Below are 16,696 nucleotides of genomic sequence, written 5' to 3'. Positions count from 1 at the left end.
CCCAACGGCGCCGGCAAGTCGACGCTGCTCAAGGCGATCTTCGGCCAGGTGAATGTCCGCAAGGGCACGATCTCACTCGAGGGCGAGGACATCACGGGCCTCAAGGCCAACAAGCTCGTCGGCCGCGGCGTGGGGTTCATTCCGCAGACCAACAACGTCTTCCCGAGCCTGACGATCGAAGAGAACCTGCAGATGGGGCTCTACCAGCGCCCTTCTGCGTACAACGAGCGCCTCGAGTTCGTGACGGGCATCTTCTCGGAGCTGGGCAAGCGCCTCAAGCAGCGCGCCGGCTCGCTGTCGGGCGGCGAGCGTCAGATGGTGGCGATGAGCCGCGCCCTGATGATGAACCCCAAGGTGCTGCTCCTGGACGAGCCCTCGGCGGGACTCTCCCCCGTCCGCCAGGACGAGGCGTTCATCCGGGTCTCGGAGATCAACAAGGCCGGGGTCACGTGCATCATGGTCGAGCAGAACGCGCGTCGTTGCCTGCAGATCTGCGACCGCGGCTACGTTCTCGACCAGGGCCGCGACGCCTACACGGGCACCGGGCGCGAACTGCTGCACGACCCCAAGGTCACCGAGCTCTATCTCGGGACGCTCGGCACCTAGCACCGGAACGACATGAAGAAGGGCGGATGCTGCGGCATCCGCCCTTCTTTCTACCTGAGCCGCAGCGTGTGAGCGCCGCCCTGCTCACCCGCAGGCACGGGAAAGGGGCCCCGATCCGAAGATCGAGGCCCCTTCCTGTCAGCGGGTTCTAGCCCTCGTACGCGACGTAGTTGTTGTCGTCGCCGTACTGGTAGATGCCGATCGACGCCTCGGTCGGGTCGCCGACGTCGTCGAACGTGATCGGGCCCGAGATGCCGTCGTAGTCGGCCGTGCCGCCCCCGACGATGATCGCGGCGCACTCGGCGAACGTGGTGCACTTCTCACCGTCGCCCGAGCCGCCCGAGACCTCCTGCAGCTTGGCCGCGATGGCCTCGCCCTCCGTCGAACCGGCGGCGAGAGCCCCGAGCGCCAGGAGGATCGTGGCGTCGTAGGACTCCGCCGCGTAGCTGTAATCGGTGAGTGCCGGCTTGCCCTCTTCGGCGAGGAAGGCGTCGAGCGCGTCGGTGAAGTCGCCGAGCGTGTCGATCGTCAGGCCGGGCAGCGTGCCCTTGGAACCCGTCAGCGAACCGGGCGCGAACGCCGTGCCGAAGTTCTTCAGGTTGCCGTCGACGAAGTACAGCTTGTCGGCGGGGAACTGTCCGATCAGGCCCGGCAGGATGGTCGCGACCTCATCGAACGTGATCAGCGCGATCGCGTCGGGCGCCGCCGCGAGCACCTCGCTGAGCTGCGCGTCGAAGCTCGTGTCACCCGTGTTGTACGTCGGGGCGGCGACGACCTCGCCACCGGCGGCCTCGAAGGCCTCGGTGACGTACTTCGCGAGGCCCGTGCCGTACGAGTCGTTCAGCACGATCAGCCCGAGGGTCTGGTTGCCGTCCTCGGCGATCAGGTTGCCGAGCACCTCGCCCTGCAGCACGTCCGAGGGAGCGGTGCGGAAATACAGGCCGTTGTCGTCGTACGTCGTGAAGGCATCGGAGGTGTTGGCCGGCGAGAACTGGATGACGCCCGCACCGACGACCTGGTCGATGAACTGCAGCGACGTACCCGATGACGCCGCACCGATGATGGCCGAAACGCCCTCGCCGAGGAGGCGGGGGATCTCGGTCTCGTAGGCCTTGTTGTCGGTGTCGCCCGAGTCGCCGTAGACGACGTCGAGCGTGAGGCCGGTGTCAGCCGTGGCCGCGGCGATCTCGGAGGCGGCGTACGCGACGCCGGCCTCTTCGGGCGGGCCGAGGAAGGCCAGGTTGCCCGTCTGCGGCAGCGCCGTTCCGATGGTCAGGGCGAGATCCTCCGCAGGACCCGCCGACTCGGACGGCTCGCCGCCGCCGCCGCCGGCGCAGCCCGCGAGGACGAGGGCGCTGACGCTGGCGATCGCGATGCCGCCGAGTGCCGCGCGTACGCGCGAGCGTGAGGCAGTGCCTCGGGTGAAGACGCTCATGTTGCTCCTTGCTGTGGGATGAACGCGAGCCGGCTCGGGGGCCGACCCAATGAGGTTTACCCTAACCTCGCGTGAGTCTCGCGAGTGTTGCGTCTCGTTAACGATGTGTAACGCGGCTGAATCGTTACCATCGCGCGGATTCCCGGGTGTCTCAGGTGACCGCGCCGACATCCGACACGCCGCGCGTGCGACGGGCGAAGACGAGCGAATCGACGGTCAGCACCGTGAGTGCGATCCAGACCAGGCCGAAGCCGATCCAGCGCTCCGCCGGCATGGGCTCGCCGAGCACCCAGGCCCCGATGATGAACTGCATGATCGGGGCGACGAACTGGAGCAGGCCGATCACCACGAGCGGCAGGCGGCGGGCGCCCGCGGCGAAGAACAGCAGCGGCGTCGCGGTGACCACGCCCACGAGCGAGAGCAGCACCGCGTGCCACGGCCCGGCGGAGCCGAGCGTGATGCCCGTCACGGCCCCGACGATGATGAGCTGCGCGATGGCGATCGGAAGCAGCCAGAACGACTCCAACGTGAGACCGCTCACGGCATCGACAGCGGGACCGATCTGCTTCTTCACGAGCCCGTACACACCGAAGGATGCCGCGAGCGTCAGCGAGATCCACGGGAACGACCCGTAGCCGACCATGATGACCAGCACCGCGACGGCGGCGACGCCGACCGCGACCCACTGCGTGATGCGCAGGCGCTCGCGCAGCACCAGCACCCCGAGCAGCACGGTCACGAGAGGATTGATGAAGTACCCGAGGCTCGTCTCGAGCACGCGGCCCGTCAGCGTGGCGAGCAGGAAGACCTGCCAGTTGACGTAGATCAGAACTCCGGCGACCGCGGTCCACAGCAGCAGGCGGCGCTGGCGGATGATGACCCCCAAGCGCCGCCACGACCGCAGCGCGGCGATCAGGAGAACGCAGAACAGCAGCGAGAAGACGATGCGCCACGCGACGACCTCCCACGGGCCCGCCGGACTCAGGGTGAGGAAGTAGAGCGGGAGGATGCCCCAGAGAAAGTACGCCGAGAAGGCGTAGATGCCGCCGAGGAGCCGCTCTCGGGCGGGGTCGGGAGACGCGGGCGGCACGCCTTCAGCCTATGGGCGTCGCACCCGGGCGGGCCGGCGCCGGCCGCGTCGCGGCATCCGTTCACTGCCGTCCCACAACCCGCCGGGCACGCGAAAGGGTCCGGATGCCGAGGCATCCGGACCCTTCGATCGCGGGAAGCGAGGACTAGTGGACGACGACCGCCAGCACGTCGCGGGCCGAGAGGACGAGGAACTCGTCGGCGCCGAACTTGACCTCGGTGCCCCCGTACTTGCTGTAGATCACGCGGTCGCCGACGGCGACGTCGAGCGGGACGCGGTTGCCGTTGTCGTCGATGCGGCCGGGGCCCACCGACACGACCTCGCCCTCCTGGGGCTTCTCCTTGGCGGTGTCCGGGATGACCAGGCCGCTGGCGGTGGTCTGCTCGGCCTCGACCTGGCGGATGACGATGCGGTCCTCGAGCGGCTTGATGGAAACCGACACGGTCTACCTCTTCTTTCTTCGCTTCGTACACGGAAGTCTCGTTAGCACCCTCACCCCGAGAGTGCTAATAGGCAGTCTAGGCAAGTGCTGGCACTCATGCAACGCGAGTGCCAGCGCGGGCCGCGCCGCGTAACACGAAGGCCCGGCTTTTCAGGCACACCCCTATCGACAAATTGCCGACGGGGCTATCCTCGTGCGTGGGCGGTCCTCGGAGTGGAGGATCCCCTGCTGCGACCGGTGGCTTGGGACCACGGGTCTACGCACGGTTTGGGGCCATTGGGCTCGTCCGATCCGTTGGGGACGCGATAGGGATGACCAAGCAATACTTTCTTGCGATAGATGTCGGGACCAGCAGGACAGCGGCGGCCGTAGCGCGCCCGTCGCCGGAGGGCACGCTTCAGGCGGTGTCGTTCCCGCTCGGTCGAACCTCGGACAGCGCGCCGAGCGCGATCTTCGTCACCGACTCCGAGCTGCTCTTCGGAGACGCCGCAGAGCGGCGCGGGCTCACCCAGCCGGAGCGGATGCTGCGCGAGTGCAAACGCAGGATCGGGGACGAAGTCCCGATCGTCGCCGGTGACCGGCGGTTCTCGCCGGAGGAGCTGTATGCGCTGACGGTGGCGTGGGTCGTGGATGTCGTCAGCGAACGCGAGGGACACTCGCCCGCCGCGATCTGCGTGACGGTGCCGGTCACGTGGGGTCGCTACCGGTGCGAACTGATCGAATCCGCGCTGGCGCGCCACGATTTCGCGGGCGTTCGCCTGATCCCCGAGCCCGAAGCGGCAGCGCGGCACTATGAATCCACGAACCCGATGATCCCGGGGAGCGCGATCGCCGTCTACGACCTCGGAGGCGGCACGTTCGACGCCGTCGTGCTGCGGAAGGAAGAGAACGGCGAGGTTCGCACGATCGGCGATCCCGTGGGGCTCTCGGACTTCGGCGGCGTCGACTTCGACGACGCGGTGCTCGCACACGCCGTCGAGGCGGCTGGCCTTTCTGCATCGGCACTCGCTTCGGACGACAGCGCGCGGGTGGCGCTCGCCGCCCTGCGGCGGGAGTGCGTCGACGCCAAGGAATCGCTGTCGTTCGACTCCGAAGCCGTCGTGCCCGTTCTGCTCGGCGATCACCACGGCACCGTTCGCCTGACCCGGTCGGAGTTCGAGGAGATGATCGAGGTCGGTGTCGATCGCACCATCGATGTCTTCGCGGATGCCCTGGAGCGCAGCGGCGTCGCGGTCGACGACGTCGCCGCCATCCTGCTCACGGGCGGATCCTCGCGCATCCCGCTGATCGCACAGCTTCTCTCCGAACGCTTCGACCGCCCGATCGCGGTCGACGCCGACCCCAAGGCGATCATCGCCCTCGGCGCGGCGAGGGCGACGGCCGAGGCGAGTCTGTCGTCTGCGCCCGTGCCGGTGTCGGCGCCGACGGACGCCGTCGCCGCCGTCGAGCGGACCGCCGAAGACGAGACGACGACGGCCCTCCGCATGCTGTTCGGCGCGGGCGCGGGCGTCGACGCGCCTCGGGAGGACGACACCGCGTCCACACGCCGGAAGCGGCGGTTCCGCGCGCTGCCGGTCGCCGTCGTGGCCGGCGGTGCGCTGGCGCTGATCTCCGGCGTGGTGATCTCCGGTGCGACCGGCATGAGTCGCGTCGACCCGCCGAGCGCGGCCGACCAGGTCGCCCCCCTGTCGCTGCTGGATTTCCACGCATCCCTTTACGAGGAGTCGACCGTTCTCGCGACGGCCGACGTGCCCATCGGCACGGAAGACGCGCTCCAGCCGGTGACACCCCCCGAGAACCAGACGGATCGCGGCACCCAGCCCCGGGTCAAGACCACGAATCCGCGTGTGCCGGTGCGTGCGGAGGCGGAGGCGCCAAAGAAGTCGTCCTCCGCCCCGCTCGCCCCTTCGTCCTCGTCCGCGAACCCATCCACCGGGTCGGCGCCGCACAGCCCCACCACGGCGGGAACGGGCGACACCCCGGCAGCGCAGCCGCCTGCGCAGCCGCCCGCAACCACCCCCGACCCGGCGCCCGCCGAGACGCCGCCACCCCCTCCCGAAACGACTCCGGATCCGGAGCCCGAACCAACCGTGTCGGAGTCGCCCCCGCCCGACGCGGATCCGGGTCCGGAGCCGAGTACCGAACCGAGCGAACCGGCAACGCCGCCCGATCCCGCCCCCTCGCCCACGGGCGAGCCCGAACTGTCCTGATCCCGGCCGTCAGCGAGCTGAAGGATGCCGACCCAGGCGGGACCGAAGTCCCCGTTCCACGCGCCGTCACTGTGGACGCGACTGGCACATGCGCACATCGATGCGCTCACGTCGGACGACGAGTCGCCGCACCGCGCCTTGATCGTCGGGAGCGCCAGGTCGGGCAAGACGCGGATGCTGCGCCACGTGCACCGAGAGCTGGCGGATCGAGGGCTCGATGTCGCCGAGGGCCGCCCGGGCATCGACCTGTCGCGTGTCCCCGCGACGTCGATCCTGCTCGTCGACGACGCGCAGGATCTCGAACCGTCTCAGCTGACGGTCGTCGCGGCGCGGATGCGCGACCCGGAGGCCGGCGTCGTCCTGGCATGCCGGCCCTGGCCGATGTCGGACGATCTGCGGGCGCTGGCGAGGGAACTCGAGCACGCCCACCCTGTGACCGTGCTCGGATTCACGACCCGCGGCGATGTCGGAGCCTACCTGACCGAGGCCGGGGACAAGATGACGTCCGCGTGCATCGACAGCGTCCTCGAGCTCACCGGCAACGCGACCTGGCTCGTCGCCGAGGCCCTCTCGATCCACGATGTCACCGGCTGCGGCGGCGCATCCGATCACGAGGTGATCGCCGAAGCGCTCCAGGAGCTGATCGCCTACCGGCTCCGGTCGGTCGACCCCGAGCTCGGACGATTCGTGGAGACGCTGTGCCTGCTGCCCCGAGGCGATCGCGCGCTCCGGCCCGCGGCACGGCAGGACCTTTTGATGGCCGGCCACGCCGAGGGGCTGCTGCTGCGCAACGGCCAGCCGGTGCCGATCGTGCGAGCCACCGTACGGGCGACGACGCCCATCGAGCGCCGGATCGATCTCTACGTGGACTCGCTGACGGGCGGCGCCGACGACCCGTTCCTCCGGGAACTGGTCGGCCCCATCGCCGATCCCCGGGTCGCCGCGGCGCTCGTGCGGCAGGGGGACGGGCTGCTGGCCGAAGAGCCGCGGTCGGCGGCCGAGTACTACCGCAGTGCGGCCGAAGCGGGCGCGGAGTCCGCCGCGCTCGCCGTGCGCCGCGCAGAAGCCGCCTGGGCCGTCGGTGCGATCGATGAGGCCGGCGCCCTCCTCGACGAGGCGGGGATCGGCGAAGACCACGAAGAGCGAGAGCGCGCCGCCCGAGTCGCCGCGGCGATCTGGGCGGCGCGCGGTCTGGTGGGCATGAGCCACGCCGTGCTCCAATCGACGCCGCGCCTGGAGCCCGAGACCGCCGGGTACGCGGCGATGTCGGCGCTCGCGGCGGCGGAACCGGACGCCCTGAACACACCGTCGATCCAGCCGGGTGGGTACACGGCGCCCTCGACCCTCACGGTGTCGATGGATCTGCTGCGGACCGGCCTGCGCTCGACCCTGTCCGGCTCCGGGGAACGCGCACTCAACGATCTCGTGCGCGCGAGCGAGATGTACACGGCGTCGGGGTGCGCGTCGCCCGCACCTGAGGTTCCGGCCGTCATCGCGGCGCTGGCCGCTATCCATCTGGGCGAAGTCGATGTCGCCCACACCGTGCTGGAGGATGCCTTCCGCGAGCGCCAGTCGGGGCCTTGGGCCCGCAACCGGCTCCTGCTGTGGCGAGGGTGGGTCGCCCTGCAACGGCAGCATCCGCGCGATGTCGACTCCGCCCTCGAGCAGGTGCTCTCGTCGGGACATCCGCTCAGCCCGCGAGAGCGCCTCCTGGCGGACGCGATCGACGTCGCCTCCGCGCGCCGGTACGGCGATACGGCCGCCCTCACGACCGCATGGCGTGCGGCGCGGGAGAGCATCATCCGCGCGGAGTTCGACCTGTTCAGCATCCTGCCCCTCGGCGAATTCGTCGTCACCGCCGCGAGGACCGGCGACACCGCGCGTGTGCGCCCCCACTTCGAGCGGCTCCTCGAGCAGACGCAGCGGCTGGGGACGGCGTCGGCCTGGTCTGCACACGTGCACTGGGCGGGCATCCAGCAGGGGATGCTGCTCAATCGGCCCGGTGACCTCAAGCCCCACGCGCGCCAGCTCGTGGCATCCGCACCGCACAATCGGCTGGCTTCGATGATGGCCCAGGCCGGCAGAGTGTGGACGGACGCCCTCGCCGGTCACGTTGACCCCGCCGCCGTCGAGCAGGCCGCGTACGGCCTGGCGTCGGTGGGACTGGCCTGGGACGGCGCCCGGCTCGCCGGCCACGGCGCCGCACGAACGGACGATCGCCGTCAGATCTCGCGGCTTCTCGCGTGCGCACGACACCTGCACCCGCGGGACGAGGCGCACCGAACGCCGGAGAGCGACGGTGCGGCCGCACCCGTGGCGCCCCGCACGAACGCCGTGCTCAGTCACCGCGAACACGAGGTCGCGATCCTCGTGCTCCAGGGGAAGACATACGCGGAGATCGGCGAGACGATCTTCATCTCGCCGCGGACGGCCGAGCATCACATCGCGCGCATTCGCCGGCGTCTGGGCGCCACGTCGCGCTCGGACCTGATCGCGAAGCTGCGCCTCGTCGTCGACGACGATCGCGATGCCCACGACCTCCTGGGTGAGCGTCACAGAGAGGCGGGCTGAGCATGCGCCGCGCGATGCGGGAAATGCCCGTACGCCGGGCGGGGGATGAGGGTGTCCCCCCTAGTGCGCACCCGGGAGGTTGCGGGCCTACCCCCGACGCGAACTCCGCGAGAAAGTCCTACCGTCAGAGAGAGATCGACAGAGTGAGGAGCCAAGCATGAGCGTAACGCTGGCAACGGTGGCGGATGCATTGATCGAGTTCATCCTCAGCCTTCTGCGAGACCCCGATACCGCCGCCGAGTTCGATGCCGATCCCGAGGGCACGATGGCAAGCCGAGGCCTCAGTTCCGTGCGCGCCGAGGACGTGTGCGCCGTGGCGCCCATCGTCGTCGAGCGCGCCGCCGTCGTCCACTCGGCTCCGGCCAGCACGCCGGTGCCGCAGGCGACGCCGCGCAATGTCGAGCCCAACCCGGTGCTCCGGGAGATCCAGAACATCACGAACAACTTCGCATGGGTCGATGATCGCGACACCGTCGTCGACCAATCGGTGAACCAGAACATCTGGGCGGATGGCGATGTGACGCAGACCTTCGACCAAGAGGCGGTCGTCGCCACCGGTGAGGACTCCATCGCGGCCGGCGATGACGTCGACATCGACCAGACCGAGGACAATTCGACGACGATCACCGCGGCCGGGGACGCGAACGTGGGCAACGAGACGACGAGCACGGTCGTGGACAGCTCCTTCAACGAAGCCACGGACGCCTCCACGACGACGGACAGCTCTACGGATATCCAGGTCGAGGAGGCCCTCAACGACAGCTCGACGACCACGACGACAACGGACTCCGACAACTCGTCGGCCGTGGAGTACACCGAGACGAACGTCGATGTCGAGGCGAACACCGCCTTCGAGTCGACCGACACGGTGATCATCGAGGATACCGGCGCCGATGACGAGTTCTGACATCGAGCGCACCGACAGAACGCCGGCGGGAGAAGATCGTCCCGATCCGCGAGGAGCGCGACCGGAAACCGGACGTGAGATTCCCGCCCGCCCCGCACTGACCGGCAAGGAGGCCGCGCCGGTCATCGTCAAGCGGCCGGCGCCCTTCTCCGTGCGCCTGAGCCAGCTCTTCTGGGTGCTCAGCCTGGCCGTGGGGGCCGCCGCCGTCGTGTACCTCTTCGTGATCCGGCAGGCTCAGCTCCCCGAGATCCAGAAGGTCGTGCGCGCGGTCGACCCCTCCCGGGTCGAGGACACCTACAAGACCGCGGCCGACATCATCTACTGGTCGAGCTTCGGCGTGCTGGTGGCCTTGATGCTCGTCCAGGTGACGCTGCTCGTGTCGTTCAGCAATCGTCGCCCGAACGCGAGGTGGTGGCTCTTCGGCACGTTCCTCGTGCTGGCCGGCGTCGTGCTCGTCGTGCGCGAGATGGTGGCCGTCGGCGATCGCGGAGTTCCCCTCGAGCGCCTCCTGCTCGCCCAGCTCGGGCTCGCTCTCCTCGCCCTGCTCGTGAGCGTGCTTCCGCCGGCCCTACGCTGGACCGCCCGCCAGCACGACGTCGCCCGGCGAGAGACTGCTCCGCCGGGGGCCGGTGGCCTCTGACGCGATCCCTTCGATGCTGCGGATCACGACGCGGCACAGGTCGGTCGTGGCGCGCATGCTCAGCGGGGACTCGCTCAGGTTGCGCCAGTGGCCGAGCAGCCCGTCGATGCGCTCGCGCACTTCGACCCGCGGTGCGCCCTCCGCGAGCCCGAGGCGCGTCAGCGCGTCGGTGCCGTTCCCCCCGATGAGGCGCTCCGCGGCGACGAGATCGTCGGGGGTGAGAGAAAGGACGCTGGTGCGGAGATCGGCGAGCAGCGACAATTCCGCCAGGTCATGGGTGGATGCCGTGACATGCTCCATGCCGCGCACGATCGGCGCCGTCCCCGGTCGCGGCTTCGCTCGCAGCAGCGCGTCCAGCCCCTGCAGCACGCCGCGCGCCTTGAGCGCGACCGTGCGCGAGCGGAACTGCTGGTTGACGAAGCGCTGGAGGTCGATGAGGCCGCTCTGCTGCACGAGACGGTCCGCCAGCTCCGACGACGAGTCGGCGCCCGCACGCACGAGGGCGGCACCGAGGCGCACACCGAAGATCCCAAAGCGGCGCAGCAGATCCTGCCGGACCGCCACACTCAGTGCCGTCTCGTTCGTGGGACGGGTGAACCTGTCGACCGAGACGAGCAGCCGCTCCCTCACCGTCCGGTCGAGAGCCGCCAGCGAGCGGAACGCGATGAACTCGCTCTCGCGCAGGGTGCGCGCTCCCTCTGCGACGAGCCCCGCCACCGGGATCACTCCGAGCGTGAGGGCGCGCAGCTCGCCGTCCTGGCGGTAGCGCTCCGCGATCCGGGCGGCGGAGAGCAGCGAGTCGATCCGGCCCGAGCCGATCTCATCGGCTCGGGAGAGCACCGCCACGGCGTTCACCGTCTCGGACGCCCCGGCGGCCGTGTCGCGGAACGCCTGCAGGAATTTCACATCGGCCGCGTGGATGTGGCGCAGAAGGTAGATGATGGCATCCGCCGCCGAGTGGGTGTTCTCCGGGGTCAGGAACCTCGTGGACTTCGCCGACGTCTCGACCGAGAGCGAGGCGATACCGGGGGTGTCGATGAGCACCGTGGAGCGAAGGTTCTCCGCCGGCCACGCCACGTCGATCCACTCCACCTCGTCGGCGGTCAGGTTGCCGATGTCGAGCACGAGGTGACTCCCGTCGCGCCGCACCGGCATCCGCTCCACGCCGCCGTCGCTTCTGTGCACGGTGATCTGGGCCGTGCGGGAGTGGCGATACCACGTGACCGTGCGCGTGCACTCGCCGGCGTCGGTCGGCGCGATCTGCTCGCCGATCATCGCGTTCAGGAGGGTGGATTTGCCTGCCTTGACCACCCCGGCGACCGCGAGGCGCAGCGGCTCCTGCAGCCGTCGGCTGTAGGCGTCGAGCTCCTCCGACGCCGCGGGATCATCGCCGTAGAGATCCCGCGCGAGCTCCACCAGGTCGCCGACCTCGTCGAGTTCTCCGCGCTTCACCGCGAGGCCTTCGCATCGAGCGCCAGCAGTTCGGGGATCTCGTCGCGGAGCGCCTCGATCCGTCGCAGCTGCAGCTGCAGCTCCCTGACGCGCCCATCGCGGTCGGCCGTGTAGGTGGCGGCGGCCTGCTTGGTGGCGAGGACCGCGTCGGAGAGCGAGCGGTGGAGCTGGTCGGCGAGGGTGCCGAAGTGATCCCTGGCCACCCGCTGAACGAACCGCAGCCGATCCTTCAGCTGCTTCCCGACCTGGAACACGACATCCTCGATGTGCCGGCGCACGAGGTTCTTCGCCTCGAGCTGACGGCGGGTGAGGCGCGAGGACATGTCTTCTCGATAGGCGCGACGCCCCACGATCACTCCCGCCAGCAGCGACAGGGGGTTCACGAGCGAGAGCCCGATGAGACTCGTCGCGAGTCCGACCATCAGGACGCCGCCGTACGAACCGCGCACCCCGATGTAGATCTTCTCGGCGGCACCCAGCCGACCCTCATCGAGGCTCTGCAGCTGCTCCACCGGATCGAGCAGCCCCTCCGTGTCGGCGACGTCGATGAGCGGGATGGCGGACTCCCCCTCCGAGAACTCCACCGCCACCTGCTCGGCGAGCCACTGGGATCGTTCGTTGGTCCACACGAAGGTCTCGGCCACCGCCGCAGACACGCGCTCGTCGAGCCACTCGGCGATCTGGTCCCAGATGGGGCCCGGATCACCCTCTTCGATGGAGCTCTCCGCCTCGCGCTGCACCTTGCGGAGCCGATCGCGGAGGTCGTGCTCGGTGTCGGAGATGAGGTCGGCGATGCCGTCGCTCAGGGTGACCTGCCACCGCGATGACCGGCTGCGGAACTCGTCCGCGCGGCTCTTGGCCTCTTCGAGCTGGGCGATGAGACGCGGGGTGTCCTCCGGGTGCAGGAGGGCGTTCAGCTCGGTCTGCAGCGACATCGACAGCTGGTCGACGACGGATCCGAGATCGTGCACGGCGGCGCGTCGATTGATGGTCTCCGCCTGCCCGACGACGTCGCGCTTGAGGTGCGCGATGAGTGCAGGGAAGCCGGATTCTTCGTTGAGGTCTCGATCCTGCTGCCCGGCGGCCAGCATCCGCAGATCGCTCGACACGGCGAAGATCGGAACCTCGCCGACGTCTCCCAGATGGGTTCGGTCGATCTGCTCGATCTGACGCCACTCGGGGTAGATGTCGGTCTTGGAGAGGACCGCGGCGACGTTGGGGGAGATGCGCATCGCATGGCGCAGAAACTGCACCTCCGGCTCGGTGTACTCCTGCGAGGCATCCGACACGAGCAGCACGGCGTGCGCCGTCGAGAGGGCCGCGAGGGTGCTCAGCGAACGTGTCGATTCGAGGCCGCCGACACCCGGCGAGTCGATCAGCCTCAGGCCGCCCTTGAGCAGCTCCCGCGGGAGGAGCACCTCGGCTCCGACGATGTCGCGCTCGTCGTCACGGCTGCCGCGTTCGGATACGTACTCCGCGAGGCTCTCGAGAGGGATCGGGATCCGCTCGATGCTGGCGTCCGGGCCGTTCTCGTGGCGCACCAGAACGACCGCGGAAGCCTCTTGCGCGTACCCCACCGACGTCGGGACGCTCGTGGCCACATCATCGTCCACCGGGCACGCCGGCGCGTTGATCAGGGCGTTGACGAGCTTGCTCTTGCCTTGCTTGAACTGACCGACGATGATCACCCGCACATGCGGATCGACCAGCCGGGAACGGGTCTGCTCGAGCCGTTTCACGAGATCGGCGCGACCCAGGCTTCGAGAGAGGCCCCTGGCCTTCTCCACGAGCGTGACGAGGTCGAACGCGCCAGGCCCGGAGTCCGAGCCTCGAGGTTGAGGACTCGGCGGGGTGGTGGCGATTGCGGTGGGCCGTGCGGTCGGATTCAACGTCTCTTCCTTCGGTCGTGTCGTGTCCTTCGGTCGTGTCGTGGTTCTCGTCACACCTGGTCGTTCTCAGCCCGATGGCCCCGGACCGGATCGACCGGTTCGGGGCCACAAGGCCGCGGAGTCCCGCTGCGGGGTCAGCACGCTCGGATCACGCCGGTGGAAGATCCACGGCAACGTCTTGAACGATGGCGCTGTCATCGCTCCCCCAGATGACGTTGGCGTCGATGTCCCAGTCGTTTTCGCTCACCGAGACGAGCTCCTCGTTGAACGAGTTGTCCGCCGTGTAGCTCTCGGATTCGTCATTCCAAGAGTCCTCGATATCCACCTCGATGGAGCCGTCGGTCTCGACCGAGTTGTCCGTCCAGGTGTTGAAGGAGCCGATGACGGTGGTGATCTCCGTCTCGTTCCCGACGTTGACATCGCCCCCACCGGTGATCGTCGTCGATTCGTCCAGGGTCTGGTCGATGTCGATATCGTCGCCCGCGGCGATCGAGTCATCCCCCGACGCGACCACGGCGTCCGCGCCCGATCCCGCCCCCACGGGACCGTGCGCGGCGACGTTCGCGTTGACCGATTGATCGACGATGGTGGCCCGGTTGTCGACCCAGACGTCTCCGTCACCGGCGGCGCCGCCGAGGGTGAGGTCGTTGAACCCGGTGCTGTAGCTGCGAGCCCCGGCGTTGATCGAGTGGTCATCGACAGAGTGGTCGGAGTTGTCGTTGTATGAGTCGTCCACCGAGTTGTCGGAGTTGTCGTTGTACGAGTCATCGACCGAGTTGTCGGTGTCGTCGTCGGTCGAATTGTCGGAGTTGTCGTTGAACGAGTCGTCGATCTCGACATCCGTCTCGACATCCACGTCGTGGGAGTCCTCGTTGAAGGAGTCCGCGACATCGACTCCGACGTTGCCGCTGTCGTTGACCGAGTTGTCGGTGTTGCCGACATCGTCGATGTCGACCGCCAGGTTCGCGGTGTTGTTGCTGCTTGTGGTATTCGTCACGTCGCGGACCCGCGAGTTGAACGAGTCGTCGATGTCATCGATTTCCAGAGCCATGAGGGGGTATCACTTTCTCTCGGATGTTCAGGGGGCCTGCTCCACGGGAGCAGTGGGACCCGGTCCCGTAGGCGGCCACCGACGGGACCGGGCGCAGAGAGGTCAGAAGCTGACGTCCAGGTCTTCGACGATGGCCGAGTCCGAACTGTCGACGATCGCGTTGACGTCCACATCGACGTCCGTGTCGGCGAACAGGTCGGTCGTCTCGTTGAACGAGTCCGTCGCTGTCCAGGTCTCGGACTCGTCGTTCCACGAGTCCTCGATGTCGACGTCGACCGAGTTGTCCTCGTACGTCGAGTTGTCGGTGTACGTGTTGAAGGAGTCGACGACCGTCGTGATCTCCGTCTCGTTGCCGACGTTCACGTCGCCTTCGCCGGAGATGTTGGTGGAGTTGTCGACATACGTGTAGAGATCGACATCGTCGCCCGCCGCGATGGCGTCATCGCCCGAGGCCACCACCGCGTCGGGGCTGTAGTGCCCGTAGGCTCCCCCGCCGTCGACATTCGCGTTGACCGACTGGTCGACGATCGTGGCGCGGTTATCGACCGTGATGTCTCCGCCGCCGCCGGCCGCCCCGCCGAGGTTGAGGTCGTTGAAACCGGTGCTGTAACTGCGCACCCCGGCGTTGACCGAGTGATCGTCGACCGAGTGGTCGGAGTTGTCGTTGTAGGAGTCGTCGGTCGAGTTGTCGGAGTTGTCGTTGTACGAGTCGTCGGTCGAGTTGTCGGTGTCATCGTCCGTCGAGTTGTCCGAGTTGTCGTTGAACGAGTCGTCGAGGTCGACGTCCGTGTCGACATCCACGTCGTGGGAGTCCTCGTTGAAGGAGTCCGCGACGGCGACGTCGAGGTTGCCACTGTCGTTGACAGAGTTGTCGGTGTTGCCGACATCGTCGATGTCCACGGCGAGATTGGCCGTGTTGTTGCTGTTTGCGGTGTTCGTCACATCACGGACTCGCGAGTTGAACGAGTCGTCGATGTCATCGATCTCGATAGCCATGAGCGCTTCCCAATCCCGGGGCGATTCGCCCCGACGTTTGTGTTTCGCTTCACAGTACGAATGCGCGGCGGCCACCACATCGGGGATGCCTCCCGGTAACTGCGGGATCGATACGGGGGTTCGTGGTGCGGATCCCCTAGCGGGAGGGGGTGGTCGGGTTGCCCGGCGTGGTTAGGTTGCCCGGCGTGGTTAGGTTGCACAGTGGAGATGGCCGAGCTCGTGGCGCTGCTGACCCCCGATGGTCTGCGGCTGCTCGATGAGACCTCGGCGACCGCGGACGTCGCGCACGAGGTGTCACGCCTCCGCGCGGCCGGGCACTCGCCCGAGCTCGTCTCCGCCGTCGTCGGGCAGGCCCGGCTGAGGGCCAGGGCCCGGGCGAAGTTCGGCGACTTCGCCGGCGGCATGCTCTTCACCGCGTCCGGCCTCGAGCAGGCGACCCGGCTTCCGGTCGCCGCGCTCCACGCCCGGCGATTCCGCGATGCCGGGCTCGCGCGCGTCGCCGATCTCGGCTGCGGCATCGGCGGCGATGCGATGGGGTTCTCCGGGGTGGGGCTCGACGTGCTCGCCGTCGACGCCGACGAGGTGACGGCCGCGATGGCCGCGTACAACCTCGCGCCCTTCCGCCCGGGCGCACAGGTGCGACACGCCCGGGCGGAGGATGTCGACCTCACGGGCTGGGATGCGGTGTGGCTCGATCCGGCCCGACGGACGGCGGGACACACCGAGACGACGAGGCTGACGCGCAGCGAGGACTACTCGCCCGCGCTGGAGTGGGCCTTCGGGCTGAGCGCGGAGCGGCCGCTCGGGATCAAGCTCGGTCCGGGGTTCGATCGGTCGGCCGTGCCCGACGAAGCGGAGGCGCAGTGGGTGAGCGTCGACGGGTCAGTCGTCGAGCTTGCGCTCTGGTTCGGCGCACTCGCCCGGCCGGGGGTGCGCCGGGCGGCGCTCGTCGTGCGCGGGGACGAGGCGGCCGAACTGACCGCAGCCGACGACGCCCCCGACGCGGAGCCCCGCGAGCTCGGCGCGTTCATCCACGAGCCGGATGGCTCCGTCATCCGCGCCCGCCTCATCGGCGAGGTCGGCCGCGCCCTCGATGCCGGCATGCTCTCCCCCGGCATCGCCTACCTGACGGGGGATGCGGCCCTGACGAGCCCGTTCGTCTCGAGCTTCCGGGTGCGCGAGGTGCTGCCGAGCGATGTGAAGGCGCTCGCCAAGGAGCTGCGACAGCGCGGAATCGGAACGCTCGAGATCAAGAAACGAGGGGTGGATGTCGACCCCGCGGCCCTCCGGAAGCGCCTGGCGCTCCGTGGGCCCGGGCAGGCGACGCTCATCCTGACGCGCATCGGCGATCGGCGCCTGACCGTGCTCGCCGATCGCGTCCCCCGCTGACGGCTTCGCGCCGGGGGC

13 protein-coding genes are annotated in these 16,696 nt (G+C 68.9%); 6 read left to right on the top strand and 7 right to left on the bottom strand.

The features are described from left to right. The coding region (locus VNT50_RS09345; protein ID WP_325484843.1) for an ABC transporter ATP-binding protein at positions 1 to 606 on the top strand (606 nt) is incomplete at its 5' end. A 148-nt stretch (positions 607 to 754) separates the two neighbouring features. On the opposite strand, the gene VNT50_RS09340 is transcribed toward VNT50_RS09345, so the two are convergent. The 3 genes from VNT50_RS09340 to groES all read right to left on the bottom strand — a co-directional run bounded on the left by VNT50_RS09340 (position 755) and on the right by groES (position 3,573). Then, positions 755 to 2,041: an ABC transporter substrate-binding protein gene (locus tag VNT50_RS09340; protein ID WP_325484842.1), complete on the bottom strand. Its 1,287-nt coding sequence runs from the start codon at positions 2,039 to 2,041 to the stop codon at positions 755 to 757. Positions 2,042 to 2,192: 151 nt separating this feature from the next. Beyond that, positions 2,193 to 3,131 carry an EamA family transporter RarD gene (rarD, locus tag VNT50_RS09335; RefSeq protein ID WP_325484841.1) on the bottom strand — a complete coding sequence of 313 codons (939 nt, stop codon included), beginning with the start codon at positions 3,129 to 3,131 and terminating at the stop codon, positions 2,193 to 2,195. 145 nt (positions 3,132 to 3,276) lie between these two features. Continuing rightward, complete coding sequence (gene groES, locus VNT50_RS09330) at positions 3,277 to 3,573, bottom strand: co-chaperone GroES (RefSeq protein ID WP_325484840.1); 297 nt, start codon at positions 3,571 to 3,573, stop codon at positions 3,277 to 3,279. Positions 3,574 to 3,884: 311 nt separating this feature from the next. Between groES and VNT50_RS09325 the strand changes: the two genes are divergently transcribed. The 4 genes from VNT50_RS09325 to VNT50_RS09310 all read left to right on the top strand — a co-directional run bounded on the left by VNT50_RS09325 (position 3,885) and on the right by VNT50_RS09310 (position 9,901). Next, the gene (locus VNT50_RS09325; RefSeq protein ID WP_325484839.1) at positions 3,885 to 5,783 is read left to right on the top strand and encodes an Hsp70 family protein; all 1,899 of its coding nucleotides are present in this window, start codon (positions 3,885 to 3,887) and stop codon (positions 5,781 to 5,783) included. A 24-nt stretch (positions 5,784 to 5,807) separates the two neighbouring features. Then, positions 5,808 to 8,354, top strand: a complete 2,547-nt coding sequence (locus tag VNT50_RS09320; RefSeq protein ID WP_325484838.1) for a helix-turn-helix transcriptional regulator — start codon at positions 5,808 to 5,810, stop codon at positions 8,352 to 8,354. Positions 8,355 to 8,511: 157 nt separating this feature from the next. Continuing rightward, positions 8,512 to 9,261: an IniB N-terminal domain-containing protein gene (locus VNT50_RS09315; protein ID WP_325484837.1), complete on the top strand. Its 750-nt coding sequence runs from the start codon at positions 8,512 to 8,514 to the stop codon at positions 9,259 to 9,261. Beyond that, a complete protein-coding gene (locus VNT50_RS09310; protein WP_325484836.1) occupies positions 9,248 to 9,901 on the top strand; it encodes a hypothetical protein in 654 nt (217 codons plus the stop codon). The genes VNT50_RS09315 and VNT50_RS09310 overlap by 14 nt, the downstream gene beginning before the upstream one ends. On the opposite strand, the gene VNT50_RS09305 is transcribed toward VNT50_RS09310, so the two are convergent. The 4 genes from VNT50_RS09305 to VNT50_RS09290 form a co-directional block, all read right to left on the bottom strand. Then, a complete protein-coding gene (locus VNT50_RS09305; protein WP_325484835.1) occupies positions 9,830 to 11,353 on the bottom strand; it encodes a dynamin family protein in 1,524 nt (507 codons plus the stop codon). The two genes, VNT50_RS09310 and VNT50_RS09305, sit on opposite strands and share 72 nt — an antisense overlap. After that, positions 11,350 to 13,242, bottom strand: a complete 1,893-nt coding sequence (locus VNT50_RS09300; protein ID WP_325484834.1) for a dynamin family protein — start codon at positions 13,240 to 13,242, stop codon at positions 11,350 to 11,352. Before VNT50_RS09300 ends, VNT50_RS09305 begins: the two co-directional genes overlap by 4 nt. Before the next feature lie 148 nt (positions 13,243 to 13,390). Next, on the bottom strand, positions 13,391 to 14,293 hold the full coding sequence (locus tag VNT50_RS09295) for a hypothetical protein (RefSeq protein WP_325484833.1): 903 nt from the start codon (positions 14,291 to 14,293) through the stop codon (positions 13,391 to 13,393). A gap of 102 nt (positions 14,294 to 14,395) precedes the next feature. Next, a complete protein-coding gene (locus VNT50_RS09290; RefSeq protein ID WP_325484832.1) occupies positions 14,396 to 15,289 on the bottom strand; it encodes a hypothetical protein in 894 nt (297 codons plus the stop codon). Positions 15,290 to 15,490: 201 nt separating this feature from the next. Between VNT50_RS09290 and VNT50_RS09285 the strand changes: the two genes are divergently transcribed. Next, the gene (locus tag VNT50_RS09285; RefSeq protein ID WP_325484831.1) at positions 15,491 to 16,678 is read left to right on the top strand and encodes a class I SAM-dependent methyltransferase; all 1,188 of its coding nucleotides are present in this window, start codon (positions 15,491 to 15,493) and stop codon (positions 16,676 to 16,678) included. Positions 16,679 to 16,696 lie beyond the last annotated feature (18 nt).

The organism is Microbacterium sp. (assembly GCF_035554235.1).
In the GTDB taxonomy this organism is placed as follows: Bacteria; Actinomycetota; Actinomycetes; order Actinomycetales; family Microbacteriaceae; genus Microbacterium.
The sequence above is the reverse complement of the archived record's forward strand: the minus strand, read 5'-3'. Positions and strand labels throughout refer to the sequence as shown.